Origin of the sequence: Providencia sp. PROV109 (assembly GCF_033681625.1) — a bacterium.
Lineage (GTDB): Bacteria > Pseudomonadota > Gammaproteobacteria > Enterobacterales > Enterobacteriaceae > Providencia > Providencia hangzhouensis.
The window spans coordinates 1,399,694-1,417,433 of the sequence record NZ_CP096320.1 but is presented as its reverse complement, the minus strand read 5'-3'; the positions used below and the strand labels follow the sequence as shown (position 1 = coordinate 1,417,433).

The following is a 17,740-nucleotide window of genomic DNA, read 5'->3' as shown; positions in this document are numbered from 1 at the left end:
CATTTTTTAAGCAGTAAAGTATCCCTCTCTACTGTTTTCTATATTTACATCCCTATTTTTAGTTTAAATGATTACTTTTTGGTCATTTGCTTATTTATTTAATCCTAATATTACCGATTAACCAATAGCTTAATCGTTTAAAGTGATGTTAAAGCAACATTTACCTCATAAAATTTACGTTTGCATAACTTTTCTATCAAATGTGTGACTTCAATCATTTCTATATAACCATCGAAAGTGGTAATCTGCGCTCGAATTGTAGTTAGGTATGATTATTACCAGTTAAATTATTATCAACCTCTGGTACTAATAAACTCAGTCCCTTCTTCCATTCCAACTAAATTAGTTCTCAGAAACTCTAATAAAAGTTTTAAACCTAATAATTATAAATTGCCAAACGCAACATTTTTACAGAGAAAATTTATGCGAAACATGATAAAGCAACCCATATATAAGATCTTATATGTTCAGGTGATCGTAGCCATCGTTCTGGGTATAGCACTTGGCCACTTTTTTCCCGACATTGGAGAGTCATTAAAACCGCTTGGTGATGCATTCATCAAAATCGTTAAAATGATTATCGCGCCAGTTATCTTCTTAACAGTTGTCACTGGTATTTCAGGCATGTCAAACATGAAGGCAGTGGGTAGTGTCGCAGGTAAAGCGATGTTGTACTTCATCACTTTTTCAACCATTGCATTAATTATTGGTCTTATTATTGCCAATATCATTCGCCCAGGCTCTGGCCTGAATATTGACCCTGCAACCTTAGACAGCACTAAAGTTGCTACTTACGTTGAAAAAGCCCACGAGTCTTCAATTGTTGGCTTTTTGATGAATATCATCCCCGATACCGTCATTAGTCCATTAGTAAATGGAAATATTCTGCAAGTTCTATTTATTGCGGTTATTTTTGGGTTAGCGCTAGCTGCAACGGGTAAACACGGCGAGCCTATCGTTAAGTTACTGCAAAACTTTTCTGAACCTGTGTTCAAAATGGTTGCGATGCTCATGAAACTCGCGCCTATTGGGGCATTTGGGGCAATGGCCTTTACCATTGGTAAGTATGGGATTTCATCTATTGGCAACTTAATGATGCTGATAATGACTTTCTACATTACATCCGTTCTATTTGTGTTGTTAGTGTTAGGAGCAGTTGCTAAATACAACGGCTTCTCCATCATTGCGCTAATTAAATATATCAAAGATGAGCTCTGGTTAGTTTTAGGTACCTCTTCTTCCGAAGCCGCACTGCCAAGCTTAATGCGCAAAATGGAGCATGCAGGGTGTGAAAAATCAGTTGTCGGGTTAGTTATCCCAACAGGTTATTCATTCAATCTTGATGGTACGAATATTTATATGACCATGGCTGCATTATTCATTGCTCAAGCTACCAATATTGAATTGACGATTTGGGAGCAAATTTCGCTGTTGCTCGTTGCAATGATTAGCTCTAAAGGTGCTGCTGGCGTTACTGGTGCGGGTTTCATTACATTAGCGGCAACCTTAATGGTTGTTCCAAGCATTCCTGTTGCAGGTATGGCCTTAATCCTTGGTATTGACCGCTTTATGTCTGAGTGCCGTGCTTTAACTAACTTAGTGGGTAACGCGTGTGCGTGTATCGTTGTTGCACGTTGGGAAAAAGAACTGGATACCGAAAAACTGGCTCATGCGTTTTCAGCAAAAAATGAAACATTGGATTCTGTGATTACTGAAGATGACAGCATCAATACAGACACAAGTAATATTCAACCGGTTGATTTAGCTAATAATAAATAGCACTAACTTCTTCACTTAATAATAAATAGGCCGCTAATTAGCGGCCTATTTATTATATTCAAGATAATTTCTATAAACCTAACGCATACTTCAACGCCAGCTTTTTCGCTTCTCCAGCACGCTGTGCCGCCATCAACCCAAGATTCCTAAATATTTTTAATCCTGGTAAGTTTTCACTAAATGCCATGTAAAAAACATCCATCCCAGCTTGCATAATTAAATTATCAGGCAAACGACGTCGTTGGTAACGTTTCAATACACCAAGAGAATTCCAAGGTTGTATATATTCACGCGCGTAAATCACTTCTTTCAACAGAGCATCAACATCTCGGTAGCCTAAATTCACACCCTGCCCCGCTAATGGGTTGATAGTATGAGCTGCATCGCCAATCAATGCTAACCCATCCATCACATAGCGGCTTGCATGATGACGAGTCAGTGGAAATGCCCCTGACGCAATTGCGATAACAGGCCCTAAACGTTCAGGAAAGGCTTCGGATATTGCTCCCGTCAATTGTTCCATTGACATACCTTGTAGACGCCTAATCTTTGCGGGACTGTCATACCAGACTAATGAGGCCCAATTATCATACAGAGGTAAAAATGCCCTTGGCCCTGATGGGAAAAACTGCTGCCATGTTTTATCTTGCTGAGGTTGCTGTGTTTGAATGCTAATCAACATACATGACTGGCGATACTGCCAGCCGCGGCTACCAATTCCTGCCATTTTACGGACTTGCGAATTAGCGCCATCGGCTCCGACCACAAGCTTAGCTTGTAAAGTACGGCCATCATCTAATGCTAACATCCATTCTTTTTGCTGCTTAGGTTGGTATAAATTGATGAGTTTCGCCGGGCAAACAAGGTCTAGATTGCTGTATTTTTCACATTCTTGCCATAACGCAAGCTGTAGTACTCTGTTTTCTACCATAAACCCAAGTTCAGGTAGCCCAAGGCTTTTAGCATCAAAAATCACATTGCTATCTGGTTCTTCCCATGTTTCTAACTGGCGATATGGGGCACTTCGCATTGCCTTAACATGTTGCCAAGCCCCTAATTGCTCCAACAATTCAACAGAAGCGCGGCTAATAGCAGAAATACGAACATCAGGGGCACTTTGTGGGTCAAAGGCCACAGGTTGTGCTTTTTCAAGCAAAGCAACTCTCATGCCTTCTTGAGCAAAGCCCAATGCTGCTGCCGCGCCAGTCATACCCGCGCCAACGACGACAACATCATAAGATTCGATTAATTTATTCATACGTTCGCTACTATTTACTGTTTAATAAAGGTTACTGTTTAATAAAGGTTATTGTTTGATAACAGTGACCACGTTGATAAAGGTATTGTACCGAAAAATGAGGGTTCTCACAGGAAATATAGGCATTGAAGTCTTAGAGGTCATTCATTCCTCCACCTTAATAACCTTACAAATAGTATATTTTGCTGAAAACACTTTGATTTGCACAAAAAACAACCACAATTTTGCAACATCCTCTGGTCACTGATGCCGCAAATGAATACAATACGTGCTAATTTTAAAACAATAGGCAAATTGCCTGCCCTTAGATTTCGTGTAGTGATATTATTTTAAATATCTTTGCATTTATCCCATCATACAATGATGTCCTTAATCAAAATGCATGCGAGTTCCCAAAAATATAAAGGGTAGGACTTTGGATTTACAACGCGTTTCGGAGTCCATTACACTAGCCGCTTCGAAAACACCGGATATACGACATGTCGACGAATAAAAAGCTATATATTAAAACTTGGGGTTGCCAAATGAATGAGTATGACTCATCCAAAATGGTTTCTTTATTAGAAAATACCCATGGTTATCAACTCACTGAAGTTGCAGAAGAAGCAGACTTATTACTGCTTAATACCTGTTCCATTCGTGAAAAAGCACAAGAAAAAGTCTTCCATCAGCTTGGTCGTTGGAAGTTTTTTAAAGATAAAAACCCTGACATCATCATTGGTGTAGGCGGCTGTGTTGCTTCGCAAGAAGGGGATTTTATTCGCCAACGTGCGCCAAGCGTTGACATCGTTTTCGGCCCGCAAACTTTGCACCGTTTGCCTGAAATGATTAATCAAGTTCAAGGTACGCGTAGCCCTGTTATCGATATCAGTTTCCCTGAAATTGAAAAATTTGACCGCTTACCAGAACCTCGCGCTGAAGGCCCGACCGCATTCGTTTCCATTATGGAAGGCTGTAACAAGTATTGCACTTTCTGCGTAGTGCCTTATACCCGTGGTGAAGAGGTTAGCCGCCCTTGTGATGATATTCTTTTTGAAATCGCACAGTTAGCCGCACAAGGTGTACGTGAAGTTAACCTACTGGGTCAAAACGTGAATGCGTACCGTGGTGAAACCTTTGATGGTGAAATTTGCTCATTTGCAGAATTACTGCGTTTAGTCGCGGCTATTGATGGCATCGACCGTGTCCGCTTTACCACTAGCCACCCAATTGAATTTACTGACGATATCATCGAAGTTTACCGCGATACCCCTGAATTAGTCAGTTTCTTGCATCTACCCGTGCAAAGTGGCTCAGACCGCGTTCTAACAATGATGAAACGCGCTCATACCGCACTTGAATATAAAGCCATTATTCGCAAACTGCGTGAAGCACGCCCTGGTATTCTAATCAGTTCAGACTTTATCGTGGGCTTCCCTGGTGAAACAACCGAAGACTTCGAAAAAACCATGAAACTGATTGCAGACGTGAACTTTGATATGAGCTACAGCTTTGTCTATTCCGCGCGTCCAGGCACCCCAGCTGCGGATTTACCTGATGATGTAACCGAAGATGAGAAAAAACAGCGTCTATACTTACTGCAACAGCGTATTAATCAGCAGGCATTAAGCTTCAGCCGCCAAATGGTGGGAACCGTTCAACGTATCTTAGTTGAAGGAACATCGCGTAAAAACGTCATGGAGCTGTCTGGACGTACTGAAAATAACCGTGTTGTGAACTTTGAAGGCACACCGGATATGATCGGTAAATTTGTGGATGTCGAAATTGTGGATGTTTATACCAACTCATTGCGCGGTAAAGTCATTCGTACAGAAGATCAAATGGGTCTTCGCGTTCATGAATCACCAGAGTCTGTTATTGCACGTACTCGTAAAGAAGATGAGCTAGGTGTTGGCAGCTTTCAACCCTAAGCCACAACCATAGGATATTCAGTGACCGAGACAAAAAATTTGCAAATCGCAACACAAGAAATCTTTCTAGAACCCGCAGATAACCAGCGTTTAATGAGCCTCTGCGGGCCATTTGACGATAATATCAAGCAGCTAGAACGCCGCCTTGCTATCGAAATTAATCGCCGCGATAACCGTTTTAAGTTATCGGGTAAGCCGCTGAATGTTCAAGCGGCGAGCAAAATTTTGCGTCAACTGTATGTCGATACCGCGCCTGTGCGCGGTGTTATTCCTGATATCGACCCTGAAAATATTCACTTAGCCATTCTGGATAGCCGTGTTTTAGAGCAATCTGCCGATAGCGTTCCTGACTACGGTAAAGCGGTGAATATCAAGACTAAACGTGGTGTGATCAAACCACGTACTCCAAATCAAGCGCAATATATCGCCAATATTTTAGACCATGATATTACATTTGGCATTGGCCCTGCAGGAACTGGGAAAACCTATTTAGCGGTAGCCGCGGCGGTAGATGCGTTAGAGCGCCAAGAGGTTCGCCGTATTTTGCTAACCCGTCCTGCGGTTGAAGCAGGTGAGAAACTTGGTTTTTTACCTGGGGATCTCAGCCAAAAAGTCGACCCTTATCTACGCCCACTTTATGATGCGCTATTCGAAATGTTAGGCTTTGAAAAAGTTGAAAAGCTGATTGAGCGTAATGTTATCGAAGTCGCACCGCTGGCCTATATGCGTGGCCGTACCTTGAATGATGCTTTTATTATTTTAGATGAGAGCCAAAACACCACCATCGAACAGATGAAGATGTTTTTAACACGTATTGGTTTTAATTCCAAAGCGGTTGTGACGGGTGATATTACTCAGGTTGACTTACCTCGTGGTAGTAAATCAGGGTTACGTCATGCCATTGAAGTGCTTTCCGAAGTCGATGATTTAAGCTTCAATTTCTTCCACAGTGAAGACGTAGTTCGCCATCCAGTCGTTGCAAAAGTTGTCATGGCTTATGAGGCTTGGGAAGAACAAGACAATAAACGTCGCCAGCAGTTACGTGAAGAAAAAGAAAAAGAACAACAAAAGCAATTTGAAAAGCAGGAAAATCTATAAATGAGTGACATTATTCTCGATTTACAAATTGCGTGTGAAAACCCTGATGGCTTGCCTTCGGAAGCCGAGTTTCAGCGTTGGCTAGCCGCTGTTTTACCGAAATTTCAAGCACTAAGTGAAGTCACTATTCGGGTAGTTGATGAGCAGGAAAGCCATCACTTAAATTTAACCTATCGTGGCAAAGACAAACCGACTAACGTGTTGTCATTCCCCTTTGAGGCTCCACCAGAAATTGAACTGCCTTTGCTTGGTGATTTAATTATTTGCCGCCAAGTCGTTGAGCAAGAAGCTATTGACCAACAAAAAACGGCAGAAGAGCACTGGGCTCATATGGTCGTTCATGGTTGCCTTCATCTTTTAGGCTATGATCATATTGAAGATGATGAAGCGGAAGAAATGGAAGGTTTAGAAACTGAAATTCTAGCTGAGTTGGGCTATGAAGACCCATATCTTGCAGAAAAAGAGTGACCTAACTATAATTTTTTGAGATATCTTTCTCAAAGAAAGCATTACTTTACAAAAAATTGACGGTTATTTTGCAGATAAACCGTCAATTTTGTGCTAAAAAAGAATGTAGTAAACTGTTTTTATTAACTAACCTAAGCTCCAAATACTTTGACTTGGGCTACTTTTGGTACCAAGTGCGGCCAACAACGCTGCGGTTCGAGATACGACGAGTGAATACTCTAAATAATTCGAATTGCAGCTAGGCGGCCAGCGAGGATATCTCGATGAGCATACATTAGTATGTGATTCGAGTAGCCGAGTGCAGCCAACAACGCTGCGGTTCGAGATACGACGAGTAAATACTCTAAATAATTCGAATTGCAGCTAGGCGGCCAGTGAGGATATCTCGATGAGCATACATAAGTATGTGATTCGAGTAGCCGAGTGCAGCCAACAACGCTGCGGTTCGAGATACGACGAGTAAATACTCTAAATAATTCGAATTGCAGCTAGGCGGCCAGTGAGGATATCTCGATGAGCATACATAAGTATGTGATTCGAGTAGCCGAGTGCAGCCAACAACGCTGCGGTTCGAAGTATGACGAGTATTTTTTGAGGAAAAAAAAATTAACCTCCATGAGCGACGATAACTCTTCGAGTAGCGATAACCCTGGTCCTAAGAAAGGGTTCTTTGCACTGTTAAATCACCTATTCCATGGTGAACCTAAAAATCGTGATGATTTGGTCGAATTAATCCGCGACTCTGAACAGAACGATTTGATCGATCCTGACACCCGCGAAATGCTTGAAGGGGTAATGGATATTGCGGATCAGCGTGTGCGCGACATTATGATCCCGCGTTCCCAAATTGTTACCTTAAAACGTAACCAAACGCTTGATGAGTGCCTTGATGTCATTATTGACTCTGCTCACTCACGCTTCCCTGTTATTAGTGAAGATAAAGACCATATCGAAGGGTTATTAATGGCAAAAGATTTACTGCCATTTATGCGTACTGACGCTGAGCCTTTTAGTATCGATAAGGTATTACGCCAAGCGGTTGTTGTCCCTGAAAGTAAGCGAGTAGACAGACTACTCAAAGAATTCCGCTCTCAACGCTACCATATGGCTATCGTTATCGATGAGTTTGGTGGTGTTTCTGGTCTAGTGACTATTGAAGATATTTTAGAGCTCATCGTGGGCGAAATTGAAGACGAATACGACGACCAAGACGATGTTGATATTCGTCAACTTAGCCGCCATTCTTATTCTGTGCGCGCCCTTACGCAGATTGAAGATTTCAATGAAGCCTTTGGGACTCATTTTAGTGACGAAGAGGTTGATACGGTCGGTGGCCTCGTTATGCAAGCCTTCGGTCATCTACCTTCTCGTGGTGAAACCATCACAATTGACAACTATCAATTTAAAGTTGCGATGGCAGATAGTCGCCGGATCCTTCTGCTTCACGTGAAAATTCCAGACGACGCGCCAGTTCCAACTTTGGAAGAAGAACAGACTTAATGAACTCAACGTCTATTTATCAAAGTCAGCGGTTGCGGTTACTGCTGGCTTTAATTTTCGGAGCCAGTGGAACGCTGGCTTTTTCGCCTTTTGACATCTGGCCTGCCGCACTTCTTTCTATCCTTTTTCTCCAATTACTGACCTTGCAGCGCACAGCCAAGCAATCTTTTGCTATCGGTTTCGCTTGGGGATTTGGCTTATTCGGTAGTGGCGTTAACTGGGTTTACGTCAGTATCGCGGATTTTGGGGGGATGCCAGGGCCTGTTAACGTCTTTATTGTCATTCTTTTGGCAGCATACCTTTCCCTTTATACAGGGCTTTTTGGGGCATTGATGGCTAAATTTGCCCCACATGCCAATATTTGGCGTTTAGTATTTCTTGCTCCTGCCCTATGGCAAGTCACTGAGTTTTTACGTGGTTGGGTTCTCACTGGTTTCCCATGGCTGCAATTTGGCTACAGCCAAATTGATGGCCCCATGAAATCGCTCGCTCCAATATTCGGCGTCGAAATGATCACATTGCTATTATTTAGCATTAGTGGTTTGTTAGTGCTCGCTATCCTACGTCGTAGCTTTATTGCATTAGCCACAGCGGTAGTTTTACTGTTTGCCCCATTAGTTGCCAAAAATATTCAGTGGTTTACCCCGCTTGAAGACAACAAAATGCAGGTGGCATTAGTTCAAGGTAATATCCCGCAATCAATGAAATGGGAAGCCAGTTTTTTACAGAAAACCAAAGATACCTATATGGAGTTATCTCGTCCTTATATTGGTAAAGCATCGCTAATTATCTGGCCTGAATCTGCCGTACCTTCTGTTGAACTGGATAACCAAGCATGGCTAAAATCCCTCGACCGGCTGTTAGCGGCTTCGAACACTCAATTAATCACAGGGATCGTTGATGCAAGGCCAATGGATGGGGAATATGAGTTCTTTAATACGATTATTGTATTAGGGGATAAAAACCCGTATCTCTACCCATCAAAAAACCGTTATAACAAACATCATTTAGTGCCATTTGGGGAGTTTGTTCCATTAGAAGATATCCTGCGCCCTATTGCACCGTTTTTTAACTTACCGATGTCTGGATTCAGCCGTGGTGATTACCAACAAGCCCAACTCGCTGTAGGGAATATTCACCTCACTGCCGCTATTTGTTATGAAATTATCTTAGGTACACAGGTCAGAGATAATTTTAAACCTGATAGCGACTACTTACTTACTGTTTCAAATGATGCGTGGTTTGGCCAATCTATCGGCCCATGGCAGCATTTCCAAATGGCACGTATGCGTTCGTTAGAATTGGGACGCCCATTATTACGTTCCACTAATAACGGAATAACTGCGGTGATCCGTGCGGATGGTTCAATACAAGATATGCTACCACAATTTAAAACAGCGACTCTTGCCACTGAAGTCACACCGACAACAGGGCTAACCCCTTACGCACGTTGGAGTAATCATCCAATGTGGGGAATCGCCATTATGTTTGGTATTCTTGGTTTTGCTATGAATAGACGTCAAAAGTAACGATGTTGACCCCACCTCGGTACCTGTAAATGAGGTGGGGAAATTAGCTAAGCAACCAATAACCCCTGTGTGTCCGCAATCTTCACCGTCACAATACAGCCTGAATTAAATTGTAAGAAATCATCTTCAATGCCATCAGAAAAAATAACGCCGTTATCTGGCATTAATGACTCAACAGCTAACGGGCTACTCGGCTCAATCGTGCCAAATACCCATCTGGTTCCTGTCGTTTTACTTAAAAACGGCTCCCTAACACTAAATTGTAATTTACTTTCCCCCCAACCAAATCCTTTTGCCAACGGGTGAGTACTTACTCCCATAATGGCCTGTGCTCCCGCTAAAATAGATTGAAACCACCCCGTTGACCCAAGTCCTGTGGATATAATTATTCCAGAAGATGATTGAAACTCTTGTTCCCCATTCCAGTTCAATAAATAGCGTGCCGAAGTGTGGCTTTTCGGGCCAATGAATAAATCGTTTACCGCTAATAGTGATTGCCCATCATTGGTTGTAGCTTGTGCAAAAGTCACTATTTTTTGCTCTATTTTTCCTTTTAAGGTATTTATCACGACTTCCTGCAATTGGCCTATTTCAAAAGGAAGTAGTTGGCCATCCCACCTTTTAGGATCAGGATTAATAGCAATAACTGGCTGTCCATTTAAGTATTTCAAGGTATTCGCCACTAAACCATCTTGGCCAATAACAACAACAATATCGTGTTTAGAAAATTGGTAACTAGGCAATAATTTTCGTTCCAATAATTGAAATCTACCCAATGATTTCAATACCGATTCGGCTTGCACTAATTGGCGCTGATATAAATCATGCTCATTTAAATAATCGCTCACTTCAACATGGTTATGCTCCAAGTAAAATTTGGCTTGAGGCCAGGTGTTAAAGCGTTCAATCAATTCCTGTAAACGCGTTTTACGCATAACTAATACAAATCGCACGTCATTATTCCTTTGCATTATTTACCTTCTTTTTTCATTAACTGGCTAAATAAATCAGGCGATATATTGAGCTCACCAATTTTTCCAGCATTTTGTGCCAATGATTCGAATGCCATCGCCATCAACTGCTCAGGTCCCATTTTAGCCAACGCTAACGCTTTTAAGTTTTCAACGGGTAATTGGCTATAAGCTTTCATTTTAGACTCAATGGAATAAGCATCTGCATCAGACTGTATACGTTGGTTTTCAACACTAAGCGCAACCAGCTCATTACGTTTTGCCTCTGCATTTACTTGTGCAATTAACTCTTCTTGCTCTATTTCGGCTCGCTCTCGCAATATTTTTCGCTCATTATCAAGACGAGCCTCTTCAATTTGTTGTTCTTTGGCCTGAACAGATAAATCTGTTTCTAATTCAGCTTCTTTAATTGTTCGTTCTTGTTCTACAGAAAACTTACGTCTTGCATAAATGGCATCATCAGCCTCTTTCAGTATGGATTCTCTCGCTTGTGCTTCTAACGCTTTGAGCGTTTCAGGTAATGGTGCGATGGCAGAAATAGAAACATCCAAAATTTCAATTCCCAGTGACTCAATAACCGCCTGCTCTGCTAATTGCTGGTTCACCAAAATCACTAATGATTGGCTAATTAGTAATGCATCTCGCAATGAAGTAGTTTGTATTTTGGCTTGAATCACTGTTTGAGCTGCTCGCACAACTCGGTCACTTAATTTAAGGGGATCTTCAGAAGAATAGCTTTTCCCATCCTTAGATAAATTAAAATTTAAGACGTCCGCGGTTTTTTCCGGCTGCTTTACCTGAAAAGAAATTTGCCCCTGTATACGTAAACTTTGGAAATCAGACGTTTGTAAATTAAAAATAAATGGGGCTTCTTGGGCATTTAATGGAAGTGCCGCAATGGAAGTTTTATCGGAGTTATACCAAAAACTGAGCCCCTTACCTTGCTTACGCACTTTCCCATTCACCGATTGAATAACAAAAGTTGATGAGTCTGCTTTGAAATATTTAAAGTTAATCATAGTGGATTCCTCATTATTGTCTTTATGACCTTAATTGATTATTGTCCTATAGACACAAACAAGTCAAGCATTAAATGTCTTAATGACAATAACTATTTTTACCTGTATGATTTAACCCTAAACTTCATCTTTAGCGTTGAGTGGTAACAATATGAATGAAAAAGAGTTTCTTGCTAGTTATGACAGAAAAGATTATTTATCGCCTTTACTCACTGTCGACGCCGTTTTATTTACTTACCATGAAAACACGTTGAAAGTATTACTGGTTGAGCGAGCAAGTTTCCCTGAAAAAGGGAAATGGGGCTTACCGGGAGGATTTATTAATGAGCAAAATGATCAAACCTTAGAAGAGACTGTTTTACGTAAACTAAAAGAAAAAACAGGAGTTATTCCTCCTTATGTTGAGCAACTTTGTACGGAAGGAAACCACCAACGAGACCCTCGCGGCTGGTCTGTCACTGTTTGCTACACAGCTCTAATTGCTTACCAAGCCTGCGAAGCCCATATTGATACCGTGGATTCTGTAAAATGGGTTTCTATTGATGAAATTGAACAACTGACTCTTGCATTCGACCACCTCAAACTTTATCAACAAGCGAGAGAGCGCCTAAAGCAAAAATCACTCTATTCGATAGTTCCAGGTTTTGCATTACCTGACGTTTTTACCTTAGCAGAGCTACAACATGTCCATGAAGTTTTGATTGGTAAGCCTTTACAAAATAAATCGTTTAGGCGCCGACTCGAACAAGCTGATTTGTTAATTGATACCGGAGAAAAACGCCACGAGCGTGGCCGACCCGCTAATTTGTATCGTTTAAAACCACAATCAGCGGACTACCGTTTTATTCGTAATTTAGAATTCTAATCATTGATATGCCTGATAAACAAATATTATCAGGCATTCCAATGAATGCTATTGGCAAATTGCAGGGGTAACAATATAGGTAAAAATGAGTTTGTTAGACTTATGATAATTATGCGTAATGCCTTCGGGAAACATTTCATGCAAAATATCCATACCTGCATTTTTACCGCAATAGTTGCGATTTAAAATCTCACGCATATTTTGCTGCCAGCTATCACCTTCCAATATATTGTCAGGGATCCCTTTGATAGTGTATTGGTAAAATAACATGCCATTTTTAGCAGTCACTTCCGTCAATAGTGTTATGTCATCAATCAGCATAGGTAAGGATTTAGCCATATCAGACAGAAAAATGCCCCGTAACATCGTTGGGTCATCATCTCCTTTTGCATTAAACGCATTGATTTTATCTTCTGTTGAATTAGCTTTTATTTCATCATAACGCTGTTCTATTTTTGAATTTTCTATTGTTCCTGATGGTTCTTTCGTTGTCGTTTTTTCTTCCACATCAGGGGAGCATCCCGTGATTAATACCGCGCCTAAAAATAATCCAACCACTTTTTTAAACATAGCCATCCCATTCACCTATTTTATTATTTATATAGCCGAATGAGTTTACCATAATGATAAATTAAACTTATAGGCAGAAAAGTCCCCTTTTTTAGGTCAAAGGGGATGGTGGAAAGTTAAAAGGATGCCAACCACATACGCATTTTTAGGCCATAAGAGCTAGTCCAACCCGATGTAAAGCTAACTAATTCACCGTTATCAATTACCATAAATGTGGGAGTTGCGCTGACCCCAACCGCATTGGAAAGCTGACCGCTGGTATCGTTAATCACAGGAAACGTTAATTCCTTGTTTTCCATTCCCTTGATTAAGCGAGATGTTTCACCTGAACGTATCGCGATCGAAATAATTGGCATACCTGATTGGCTTAACTTTGATACCGTTGGCGAAGTCAAATTACATACCCCACACCAAGTTGCCCAAAAATACACTAGAATCGGTTTTTCTTTACTTAACTCAGCTAATGAAACGCTCTCACCATTCACTAGAGTGTGCTGCTCCAATAATACGGGCGCAAGGGTTTGTGGTTTGCGCCATAAATCCATCACCGTAAAGGCAATAAATAAAATAATTGCCAAAACAATAATTTCTTTAGACCACTTTTTTATTTTATTCATATAGTTACTTACCTATTTGTTATCAAATAGTACAAATCAAAGATGTAAGAAACCAAAACATCCACTTAAAATGAATGCTTTAGCATTTAATTAAATATTTGTTTTCCTATCCTCTAATTCTAGAGTTTGGATTGTTTAATCTTTATCCTCTAAATAATTCGCGTTGTGGCTAGGCGGCAAACGAGACTATCGTGGGGTGCATACACAAGTATGTGACCCACGTAGTCGAGAGCAGCCAACAACGCTGCAGCGCGAAGTATGACGAGGCACAATCTATCCTCTAAATAATTCGTGTTGAGGCTAGGCGGCGAGTGAAACTAAGCCCTAGGAGCATACATAAGTATGTGACTAGGGTTAGTAAGCGAAGCCAACAACGCCACAGCGCGAAGTATGACGAGGATATTATTTGAGCTTAGCGAGCTGCTCCTTAACAATTTCCTCAAACTGCTGTGCATCAATAGCACCAGGGATCATTTCATCACCCACCAATGTTGCTGGGGTACCATTCACACCCAATTTTTCTGCCAATATCATATTGGTACGAATACCATCGCGGCTCTTATCACTCGCTTTTAGCTTATCATTGCCAGTGGCTTTGAGAGCATCTTTGATATTTGCATCTGATAGCATACCCTGTTTTTGCATAAATTTATGGTGTAAAGCTTCAAATGCTTTCGGGTCTTCTTGCCACAACGTCATGGTTAACTGAGCTGAATCCATTGATGTTTGGCCTTTAAATGGTAAATATTTGATTACCACTGCCACATCATTTGGATATTTTTTCACAATATCCATCAGTTGAGGGTCGAAACGCTTACAGAATGGGCAGTTAAAATCAGTAAAGTTAACCAAAACTAACTTGGCATCTTTTTTACCGATACGCGGGCTGGTTGGGTCATTGAATAAAGCATCGTGCTCCGATTTTAACGTTTCTTTCATTTGGGCTTGTTGTTTTTCCCCTTGTTTGGCTTGCAGGGCAACGATAGCTTCTTCAAGAATTTCTGGGTTTTCAACCAAAGTATCACGCACTAATTTACGCACTTGTGCTTCTTGGTCTGCACTCAAAGGTGCCGCCTGTGCTACTGAACCAATCATTAGTGACGAAAATAAAACAGCTAAAATTGTTTTTTTCATTTTGTGGCTCCTTTGGCCTGATTCATAACGGATATTAGCGATTCACGATCAAGTATCGTTGAAAGTACTTCGCCTTCGGCCAAGTTAGGGCCATAGATTTGATTAAATGGAACAGCGACCTGCCCACGTTTTTGTAAAAATGCAGTAATTTCAGGTGAAGGTTTGGTCCAATCACCCCGTAAAGCAACAACATCAGGTTCACTAAGCAGCTGTTGAATATCATCTCTTAGCAATACATTGTATTTATTTGCCTTACAGGTTACGCACCATTCCGCGGTAACATCAATAAATACGCGTTTATTATCCGCTAACGCATCATTAATTGCCTGTTCAGTTAGCGGTTGCCAATTCACCGTATCTTTAACGAGAGAGCGGCTACCAGAGTGCTGTTCTTGCGTCATCCAAACAAATCCACCAGCAAAAACAGCGAATAATATAAATGGCAAGATAGCTGCTCTTACACCACGTTTTATCGCGATAAAGACCACTAATAACACTAAGAAAATGACAGCAATCGCCGTCGAAGTAGGCACACCAAAATGAGGTATTAATAAGCTAATTAGCCATAAGCTGGAAACTAGCATCATGACTCCAAGTATTGCACGCAATTTGAGCATCCACATACCCGGTTTTGGTAACAACCTCGCAATGGCAGGAAAAGCGGCAATTAATAGCCAAGGTAAACTCATTCCGACACCTAATGCGGTGAAGATCAACCACAACTCTTCCATTGGCGCTGCCAGTGCAAAGGCCACTGCTGTGCCCAAAAATGGTGCAGAGCAAGGCGTTGCCAGTAATGTCGCAAATACTCCTTGCCAGAAATGAACACTATTGCCATGACCACCTGCGGTCGCCAAGCGTGTATTAGCCTTACTGCCAAGGTTGATTTCGAATAAACCAAATAAATTTGCAGTAAATAACGCCGTTACCACCACCATAAAGCCGATAAACCACGGGTTTTGGAACTGAATACCCCAGCCAACGGCTTGCTGACCGACCCGCAGTAAGGTCATCAGTAAGGCGAGTAACCAGAAGGAAACCAAAATCCCTGAAGAAGACAGTAAAAATTGGCGACGAATGGTTTTCTGCTCACCTTGCGGAACCATTAAGACTGAGCCCAGTTTCATGGCGAGCACAGGAAGAACGCATGGCATTAGATTAAGGATCAAACCACCTAAAAGTGCAAATAACACCACTTGCCATAAAGATGCACCGCTCACTTTTGACGCTATTGCGCCAGTAAATGTGCTAACTTGATGGCTAATTTGCTGGGAAATGTCACCATCAGAAACCACAAAAGAAATGGTTTTTCCGGTTAAATCAGGAGATTCGCCCCCCCAATCATCACCAACATCTATTGTTGCTGTTAAATGTTCTCCTGATGTTTCTATTACAGGTACGCCTAACGCCGCCCCTTCAACCACATCAGTGAAAATGTTCGGTTGTTCCCACGAGTTCCCTGTATTTTTTTGTAATTCAATGATTAGCTTATCATTAGCAAAACCAACTTTGGCTTGCTCAACTAAACCACTTGATGGTGGAACTGCACCTTTGGCTTGGTTAAATGCCCAAGTAAAGTCAGCAGGAACAGGTTCTGTTAAATCGAGCTCAAATGGGTAATCGGTTAAAATACAAACATTACTACATGTTGATAATGTTAACGTTCCTGCCAGTTTGTCCAACTTCTCATTACTTGTTACTGTTATAGGGAAAATCACATCGCCCATATAACCTTGAGTTGAAACACCCGCGACATCAAAGCGCCCTGGTGTTGGCCATTGCCAATCCGTTGATTCAACAGGTGACGACCATACGATTTCAGGCGCTACTCCGCCTTCGCCTGGCGAGCGCCAATAGGTTTTCCATCCCTCATCAAGTTTCACATCAAGCAAAACCTCAATTTTGCCATTTTCCTGTGCTGAACTTAATAACCTGACCTGCTCATGCCGTGGAGTGTTGTCATTCATCCACCCCGTATTCGCAGGTTGCAACCACCCCGTATCTGCAGCGTATAAACTGCTCGAAAATAGTGCAAAAAATATAAAAAATGAATTAATTAAAAAACGCATTGTTTCCTCCAGAATAAATTACACAAACGAATCCCTATTCGTTGTGTGTTAATTCCGAAGATTACAAAATTGTAAGTGTCTTCTGACTCTTGGAGGGGCATGCTTCTCTTCATTATTTGCTCTAGATATAAATAGATTAGTACAAAATAAAGTTAGCGCAGCCAAAGTAAGGAACATAAAGAAGAATGGTTCAAGCACAGCAGGTAACAAAGTCATTAATGACTTGGCGCTCAGTTCACAACTAGAAAGATGTGTACTACTGCCATCACCTTGTTTTACTTGTGATTGTTCGATATAGGAAAGGTTAGCTCCAGTATTAATTTGCACTTGAGCTAAGACGTCGGGCACAAAAAAATTGGCGAGCAGACGCTCTCCGACGGCGCGTTGATTCATACAAATCAATACCATCAGACAGGCGAATATCACTAATCCTTTACCTAATTTTAAATGCCTGTTCATGCGCACCTTGGTATAACTTCCTGAAATAATACTAATTATGCGACTTTGATAACCATAACGATAAAAACCAGTCTTTGATTAATACCGTTACACCGTCTATAAGTTAAATAGAGGTTACATCTTACACAGCAAAATATTCCGTACAAGTGTCATCAGCTAACTTTACAAATATTATTCTCTTCCCAATGAACAAAAATGCAGTTCCATCAAAACTAGGCACGTAAATTGCTTTATCCAATATATGACATGAAATGAAGATAGATTGCACCTTAACAGTGCGTGACTATCAGTTTAGGACAATATTAAGTGGCAAATCACCATGTTAGTGCGGTAATTCAAAAATTACCCAAATAATATGCGAGACAGCTCCCGAAATTGAAACAATTCGTTTTCATTAATTAACAAATTTAATTACTTTTTAACAACAATAAAACATATAGCGGATAATCGCGGTATTGTCTAAATCTGCGAAATATTTGCAAACACAACACTAC

At 41.1% G+C, this 17,740-nt stretch carries 15 protein-coding genes; 7 read left to right on the top strand and 8 right to left on the bottom strand.

The window, feature by feature from the left end:
* The first annotated feature begins 423 nt into the window (after window positions 1-423).
* Window positions 424-1,779, top strand: coding sequence for a dicarboxylate/amino acid:cation symporter (locus M1F25_RS06475; RefSeq protein ID WP_036957950.1), 1,356 nt, complete (start codon window positions 424-426; stop codon window positions 1,777-1,779).
* 70 nt (window positions 1,780-1,849) lie between these two features.
* On the opposite strand, the gene ubiF is transcribed toward M1F25_RS06475, so the two are convergent.
* Window positions 1,850-3,037: a 3-demethoxyubiquinol 3-hydroxylase gene (gene ubiF, locus M1F25_RS06470; RefSeq protein ID WP_181489484.1), complete on the bottom strand. Its 1,188-nt coding sequence runs from the start codon at window positions 3,035-3,037 to the stop codon at window positions 1,850-1,852.
* 479 nt (window positions 3,038-3,516) lie between these two features.
* Between ubiF and miaB the strand changes: the two genes are divergently transcribed.
* From miaB to lnt, 5 genes are all read left to right on the top strand, one after another.
* Window positions 3,517-4,947, top strand: coding sequence for a tRNA (N6-isopentenyl adenosine(37)-C2)-methylthiotransferase MiaB (miaB, locus tag M1F25_RS06465; protein WP_096864953.1), 1,431 nt, complete (start codon window positions 3,517-3,519; stop codon window positions 4,945-4,947).
* 39 nt (window positions 4,948-4,986) lie between these two features.
* Window positions 4,987-6,045: a PhoH family protein gene (locus tag M1F25_RS06460; protein ID WP_110592563.1), complete on the top strand. Its 1,059-nt coding sequence runs from the start codon at window positions 4,987-4,989 to the stop codon at window positions 6,043-6,045.
* Window positions 6,046-6,513 carry an rRNA maturation RNase YbeY gene (gene ybeY / locus M1F25_RS06455; RefSeq protein ID WP_110591317.1) on the top strand — a complete coding sequence of 156 codons (468 nt, stop codon included), beginning with the start codon at window positions 6,046-6,048 and terminating at the stop codon, window positions 6,511-6,513.
* A 615-nt stretch (window positions 6,514-7,128) separates the two neighbouring features.
* Entirely contained in the window at window positions 7,129-8,013 is an 885-nt protein-coding gene (corC, locus tag M1F25_RS06450; protein ID WP_036958175.1) for a CNNM family magnesium/cobalt transport protein CorC, read from the top strand.
* Window positions 8,013-9,542: an apolipoprotein N-acyltransferase gene (gene lnt, locus M1F25_RS06445; protein ID WP_004256995.1), complete on the top strand. Its 1,530-nt coding sequence runs from the start codon at window positions 8,013-8,015 to the stop codon at window positions 9,540-9,542. Before corC ends, lnt begins: the two co-directional genes overlap by 1 nt.
* Window positions 9,543-9,589: 47 nt before the next feature.
* On the opposite strand, the gene M1F25_RS06440 is transcribed toward lnt, so the two are convergent.
* Window positions 9,590-10,513, bottom strand: coding sequence for a sugar kinase (locus tag M1F25_RS06440; protein ID WP_094961808.1), 924 nt, complete (start codon window positions 10,511-10,513; stop codon window positions 9,590-9,592).
* Window positions 10,513-11,532, bottom strand: a complete 1,020-nt coding sequence (locus M1F25_RS06435; RefSeq protein ID WP_181489483.1) for an SPFH domain-containing protein — start codon at window positions 11,530-11,532, stop codon at window positions 10,513-10,515. Before M1F25_RS06435 ends, M1F25_RS06440 begins: the two co-directional genes overlap by 1 nt.
* A gap of 151 nt (window positions 11,533-11,683) precedes the next feature.
* Here M1F25_RS06435 and M1F25_RS06430 point away from each other — a divergent pair, with 151 nt between their 5' ends.
* Window positions 11,684-12,397 (top strand): NUDIX hydrolase, encoded by a 714-nt coding sequence (locus tag M1F25_RS06430; RefSeq protein ID WP_144140788.1) that lies wholly within the window; start codon window positions 11,684-11,686, stop codon window positions 12,395-12,397.
* A 48-nt stretch (window positions 12,398-12,445) separates the two neighbouring features.
* Here the strand turns inward: M1F25_RS06430 and M1F25_RS06425 are convergent, their stop codons facing one another.
* The 5 genes from M1F25_RS06425 to M1F25_RS06405 all read right to left on the bottom strand — a co-directional run bounded on the left by M1F25_RS06425 (window position 12,446) and on the right by M1F25_RS06405 (window position 17,246).
* Window positions 12,446-12,973 (bottom strand): protein K, encoded by a 528-nt coding sequence (locus M1F25_RS06425; RefSeq protein WP_181489482.1) that lies wholly within the window; start codon window positions 12,971-12,973, stop codon window positions 12,446-12,448.
* Between the two features lie 110 nt (window positions 12,974-13,083).
* Window positions 13,084-13,584: a redoxin domain-containing protein gene (locus tag M1F25_RS06420; protein WP_181489481.1), complete on the bottom strand. Its 501-nt coding sequence runs from the start codon at window positions 13,582-13,584 to the stop codon at window positions 13,084-13,086.
* A gap of 402 nt (window positions 13,585-13,986) precedes the next feature.
* Entirely contained in the window at window positions 13,987-14,718 is a 732-nt protein-coding gene (locus tag M1F25_RS06415; RefSeq protein WP_181489480.1) for a DsbA family protein, read from the bottom strand.
* Window positions 14,715-16,787, bottom strand: a complete 2,073-nt coding sequence (locus M1F25_RS06410) for a protein-disulfide reductase DsbD family protein (protein ID WP_181489479.1) — start codon at window positions 16,785-16,787, stop codon at window positions 14,715-14,717. The genes M1F25_RS06415 and M1F25_RS06410 overlap by 4 nt, the downstream gene beginning before the upstream one ends.
* 48 nt (window positions 16,788-16,835) lie before the next feature.
* Complete coding sequence (locus tag M1F25_RS06405; RefSeq protein ID WP_096864958.1) at window positions 16,836-17,246, bottom strand: metal resistance protein; 411 nt, start codon at window positions 17,244-17,246, stop codon at window positions 16,836-16,838.
* Window positions 17,247-17,740 lie beyond the last annotated feature (494 nt).

Bases quoted from the DNA above. Each gene is read 5' to 3' on its own strand.
- M1F25_RS06475 (WP_036957950.1), top strand. From the start codon at position 424: ATGCGAAACATGATAAAGCAACCCATATATAAGATCTTATATGTTCAG.
- ubiF (WP_181489484.1), bottom strand. From the start codon at position 3,037: ATGAATAAATTAATCGAATCTTATGATGTTGTCGTCGTTGGCGCGGGT.
- miaB (WP_096864953.1), top strand. From the start codon at position 3,517: ATGTCGACGAATAAAAAGCTATATATTAAAACTTGGGGTTGCCAAATG.
- ybeY (WP_110591317.1), top strand. From the start codon at position 6,046: ATGAGTGACATTATTCTCGATTTACAAATTGCGTGTGAAAACCCTGAT.
- corC (WP_036958175.1), top strand. From the start codon at position 7,129: ATGAGCGACGATAACTCTTCGAGTAGCGATAACCCTGGTCCTAAGAAA.
- lnt (WP_004256995.1), top strand. From the start codon at position 8,013: ATGAACTCAACGTCTATTTATCAAAGTCAGCGGTTGCGGTTACTGCTG.
- M1F25_RS06440 (WP_094961808.1), bottom strand. From the start codon at position 10,513: ATGCAAAGGAATAATGACGTGCGATTTGTATTAGTTATGCGTAAAACG.
- M1F25_RS06435 (WP_181489483.1), bottom strand. From the start codon at position 11,532: ATGATTAACTTTAAATATTTCAAAGCAGACTCATCAACTTTTGTTATT.
- M1F25_RS06430 (WP_144140788.1), top strand. From the start codon at position 11,684: ATGAATGAAAAAGAGTTTCTTGCTAGTTATGACAGAAAAGATTATTTA.
- M1F25_RS06425 (WP_181489482.1), bottom strand. From the start codon at position 12,973: ATGGCTATGTTTAAAAAAGTGGTTGGATTATTTTTAGGCGCGGTATTA.
- M1F25_RS06420 (WP_181489481.1), bottom strand. From the start codon at position 13,584: ATGAATAAAATAAAAAAGTGGTCTAAAGAAATTATTGTTTTGGCAATT.
- M1F25_RS06415 (WP_181489480.1), bottom strand. From the start codon at position 14,718: ATGAAAAAAACAATTTTAGCTGTTTTATTTTCGTCACTAATGATTGGT.
- M1F25_RS06410 (WP_181489479.1), bottom strand. From the start codon at position 16,787: ATGCGTTTTTTAATTAATTCATTTTTTATATTTTTTGCACTATTTTCG.
- M1F25_RS06405 (WP_096864958.1), bottom strand. From the start codon at position 17,246: ATGAACAGGCATTTAAAATTAGGTAAAGGATTAGTGATATTCGCCTGT.